Consider the following 4,016-nt stretch of genomic DNA (forward strand, 5'->3'; position numbering starts at 1 on the left):
CACCGGCTTGAGATAGCCGACGGCGGTCGAACAACGCAGGCCGTTGCGGGTCGTATTCTGGAAATAGCCCACGCCTTCCATGCGGGCCCCGTTGACGTCTTCGTTGCGTTCTATCCCGGCGCTTTCGGCCGCCGAAATGAACAGTTCACTGATCTTCCTCTTGATGCGCACGTCGGATACGGCCTGGGGGCCGCCGACGCCGTGGAAGGCGTCTTCGCCACGCTCCTGGTCTTCCGATCGCTTGAAGTAAGGCAATACGTCGTCGTAGCCCCAGCCTGGGTTTCCGAGCTGGCGCCAGGTATCGAAATCCGACCGGTGTCCCCGGATGTAGAGCAGGCCGTTGATTGAACTCGAGCCGCCAAGCACCTTGCCGCGCGGCCACTTGACCCGGCGCCCGCCCAGGCCCGGGCACGGCTCGGTCACAAAGCACCAGTCCGTCGCCGGGTTGTGCATGGTCTTGAAGTAGCCCACCGGCAGGTGGATCCAGATATTCCGGTCCGGCCCGCCAGCTTCGAGCAACAGCACGCGGCTGGCGCCATCGGCGGTCAGCCGGTTGGCGAGGACGCAGCCCGCGGACCCCGCGCCGACGATCACATAGTCGAATTCCCCTTCCAAGGCGATTTTCCTAGTTCAGGCCCCATTTGTAGCCGACCGTGGCTATCCAGGGCACGTAGATGAGCAGCAATACGAACGCAAGCAACAGGAATACAAACTTGAGCGAAGCCTTGCTGATGGCCTCGATGCTGATCCTGGAGAGGGCGGACGCAACGAAGAGGTTGACGCCAAGCGGCGGGGTCATGAAGCCGACTTCGCAGAGTACGACGAAAATGATGCCGAAATGGACCGGGTCGACACCGAGCTTCACCACCACGGGCAGGAAGATGGGGGTGAGGAGCACCACCATGCTCAGGGTTTCCATGAACATCCCGACGACGACCAGGAACAGCGAGATCATGATCAGGATCAGTTGCGGGTTGCTCGACACTTTGAGGAACATTTCGGCGATCTGGTCGGGGATCTGGTAGAGCGTGAGGAGCTTTCCGAACGCCAATGCCGGTCCCATGATGATCAGCACCGCACCGGTCAGCTTCCCGGTCGCGACCATCCCTTCGAAGAGGCTGAGCCAGCCGAGCTTGCGCGTCGCGATCCCTACGCCGAGGGAATAGACGACGGCCAGCATGGCCGACTCCGTCGGCGTCGCAAGCCCTGTGTAGATGGACCCGAGCACGACGAAAGGCATTACCAGCGCATATTTCGCTTCCCAGAACGCAACTAGGAATTGCCTGAGGGAAAACGGCTCGCCGGTCGAGCGGTAGCCCCGCATCCAACCGATCACGAAGCACATGAACGCGAGCAGGGCTGCCAGCAGGAGGCCGGGCACGAATCCGGCGGAAAACAACCCGCTGACCGAAACGTCCTTGGTCATGACCGCGTAGACGATCATCGGGTTCGAAGGGGGGATGAGGATGCCGAGCGTCCCGCCGATCGCGGCGACGGACGCCGCAAATGCCACCGGGTAGCCGGCCCGCACCATGGCGGGAATCATCACCGCGCCGATCGCGGCGGTGGTCGCCGGACCCGATCCCGAGAGGGACGCGAAAAAAGCGCAGGACAGAATCGTCACCACCGCCAGCCCGCCCGGGACATTGCCAGCCACGATATAGATGACGCGGATGATCTTGTCCGTCAGTGCCGCGCGCATCATGAGTTCGCCCGCCAGGATGAAACCGGGGATGGCGATGAGGGGGAACAGCCCGGCGCCGGTGTACAAGGTCTGGGCCATGTAGATCACCGGTATCGGCGTGACCATCAGGCCGGCGAGGGCCGCGATACCAAGCGAAAAGCCGACCGGGATGCCCAGCAACAGGGCCAGCGTCAGCACGCTGAATACGATGGCCGCAATGTTGGATTCGTCCAAGGACCGCGCCTAGAGCTGGGAACTGGAGTGATCGCGCTCGATCTCCGGCTTGAAATAACTCTGCACGAGCCGGAAGCAATTCAACGCAAACGAGAGGGGGATGACGAGGTAGATCCATTGCATCGGCACGCCAAGTGCGATGCTCGGTTCCGGGCGCTCGAAAGCCGTTTGTACGAGCAGGACGCCCTGCCAGACGATGAACACGCTGAAGGCCAGCCACAGGACGTCACCGATCAGGAAGCGCCAGCGCCGCAGGGGCGGTTTGATCCAGTCGAGGTGGGCCGAGACCCTGAAATGGGCGCCTTCCCGCGTGGCCAGGACCGATCCGAAGTACAGGAGGAAGACGAAGGAGAAGATCGCAAGCTCCTCGGCCTTGAAGGAGAGCTTGGTGAAGAATTGATCGTGAACGAAGTAACGGACCAGCGCCGTATAGGTAAGGCAGGCAACCAGGCTCGAGCAGCAGATCACGATCATGACCTGCTCGAGCCAGTTGTCGATGAAGCGCAGGACGCGAACCACGGGCGTCTCGTCCGGAGTGTCGCGGGCGCCCGCTTACTGGGTTTCGGAGACCCGCTTGATCCAGCTCTCGCCGATTTCGGCCTTGTATTTTTCCCAGACCGGCTGGACAGCTTTCACAAAAGCCTGCCGGTCGGCGATCACGTTGACCTTGACCCCGAGCTTCTGCAGGTTGGCAAGGCCTTCGACATGGGAGACAGCCGATACCCACCGCTGGTATTCCCCGGCCTCGCGGCCGGCCCGCAGGATCGCTGCCTGCTGCGTCTTCGGCAGCGTCATGAACGCCTTGTCGTTCATGACGATGACTGCCAGGCCGTAGAAGATGTTGATGTACGAGTAATGCTTGAGAAAATCGGTGAACTTCATGTCGATCATCCCCTGCGGCGGCCCCTCCAGCCCATCGGCAGTGCCCTGCTGGAGGGCGGCATAGAGTTCGCCCCAGTCGATCGCCGTGGTCGTGGCACCCAGGGCATTGTAGGTATCGAGCATCACCGAGTTCTTCGGCAACCGCAATTTGACCCCTTTCAGGTCGGCCGGCTTCTCGATGGCGCGCGTCTTGTTCATGATGGCGCGATCACCCCACTCGAAAACCGAAATGATCCGGACCCCCGAAGCCTTCCGGTAGTTCTCGAAAAGCTCCTCGCCGACCTTCCCGGCAATCACCGCTTCAGCGTGGGCGCGATCGCGGAATATGAACGGCAGGATGGTGACGTCGAGCGGCTTGTACCACATCGAGGCGTTGTTGATCGCCACCAGCGAGAGGTCGAGCGTGCCCAGTTGCACATCCTTGGCCGTGTTCTGCTCGACGCCGAGTTGCGCGCTCGGGAAGATCTTTACCTGCATCGCGCGGTGCGTGTAGGTATCCAGCAACTCCGCAAAACGCTTGGCGCCCAGGTCGTACGGGGATCCCGGGGTCAGGCCATGCGCCAACCGCAATGTCTTCTGCGTTTTTTGGACATACGGGATATCCACTGCCTGGGCGCAAACGGTCGTGGAGGCAAACGCAATCAGGACACCGAGACTCAGGTTCAAAATGTTGCGGCTAAACATCTGCATTTCCCCTTTGGTTGGCAGCATTGACGACCCCCGGGCTTCGAACGAGCAGGACCCGGATTCGCAATCAGACTACCAGATAAAGGCGCGTCCTGACCCTGCGCGAAGGATTGGCAGGGACAGGATTCGCTGGCCGCCGGCGTCCGGCGATCAGGCGGCTTTCTTCGCCCAGGACTGCAGCTCTTCTAAGCCGCCGATGTGCTTGCCGTTGACGAACACCTGCGGCACCGTGCCCTGGCCGGTCACCGCGCCCACGATCCGGCTGCGGTTGGTGTTGGGCAGCGAGACTTCCGAATAGTCGTAGTCGAGCTCCTTAAGCAGCTTCTTCGCCTTGGCGCAGAACGAGCAGCCTTCGCGCGTGAAGATCGCCACCTGGTCGGGCTTTTTGGCTTTCGGGTTGACGTGGGCGAGCATCGTGTCCGCGTCCGACACCTCGAACGGGTCGCCGGGCTTGTTGGGCTCGACGAACATCTTCTGCACCACGCCGTCCTTGACGAGCATCGAGTAGCGCCACGAGCGCTTGCCGAAG

Annotated in this window: 5 protein-coding genes; all 5 read right to left on the reverse strand. The window is 61.8% G+C overall.

Annotated features, from left to right (window positions below; genetic code table 11):
• Positions 1 to 615: GMC family oxidoreductase N-terminal domain-containing protein (locus SH809_00545; GenBank protein ID MDZ4698164.1), on the reverse strand; the 615-nt coding region annotated here is incomplete at its 3' end.
• Positions 616 to 625: 10 nt separating this feature from the next.
• The gene (locus tag SH809_00550; protein ID MDZ4698165.1) at positions 626 to 1,918 is read right to left on the reverse strand and encodes a TRAP transporter large permease; all 1,293 of its coding nucleotides are present in this window, start codon (positions 1,916 to 1,918) and stop codon (positions 626 to 628) included.
• 9 nt (positions 1,919 to 1,927) lie between these two features.
• The gene (locus tag SH809_00555; GenBank protein MDZ4698166.1) at positions 1,928 to 2,437 is read right to left on the reverse strand and encodes a TRAP transporter small permease; all 510 of its coding nucleotides are present in this window, start codon (positions 2,435 to 2,437) and stop codon (positions 1,928 to 1,930) included.
• Positions 2,438 to 2,470: 33 nt separating this feature from the next.
• The gene (locus SH809_00560) at positions 2,471 to 3,490 is read right to left on the reverse strand and encodes a TRAP transporter substrate-binding protein (protein MDZ4698167.1); all 1,020 of its coding nucleotides are present in this window, start codon (positions 3,488 to 3,490) and stop codon (positions 2,471 to 2,473) included.
• A gap of 147 nt (positions 3,491 to 3,637) precedes the next feature.
• On the reverse strand, positions 3,638 to 4,016 hold a 379-nt coding region (locus tag SH809_00565), incomplete at its 5' end, for a glutaredoxin domain-containing protein (GenBank protein MDZ4698168.1).

This window comes from Rhodothermales bacterium (assembly GCA_034439735.1).
Lineage (GTDB): Bacteria > Bacteroidota > Rhodothermia > Rhodothermales > JAHQVL01 > JAWKNW01.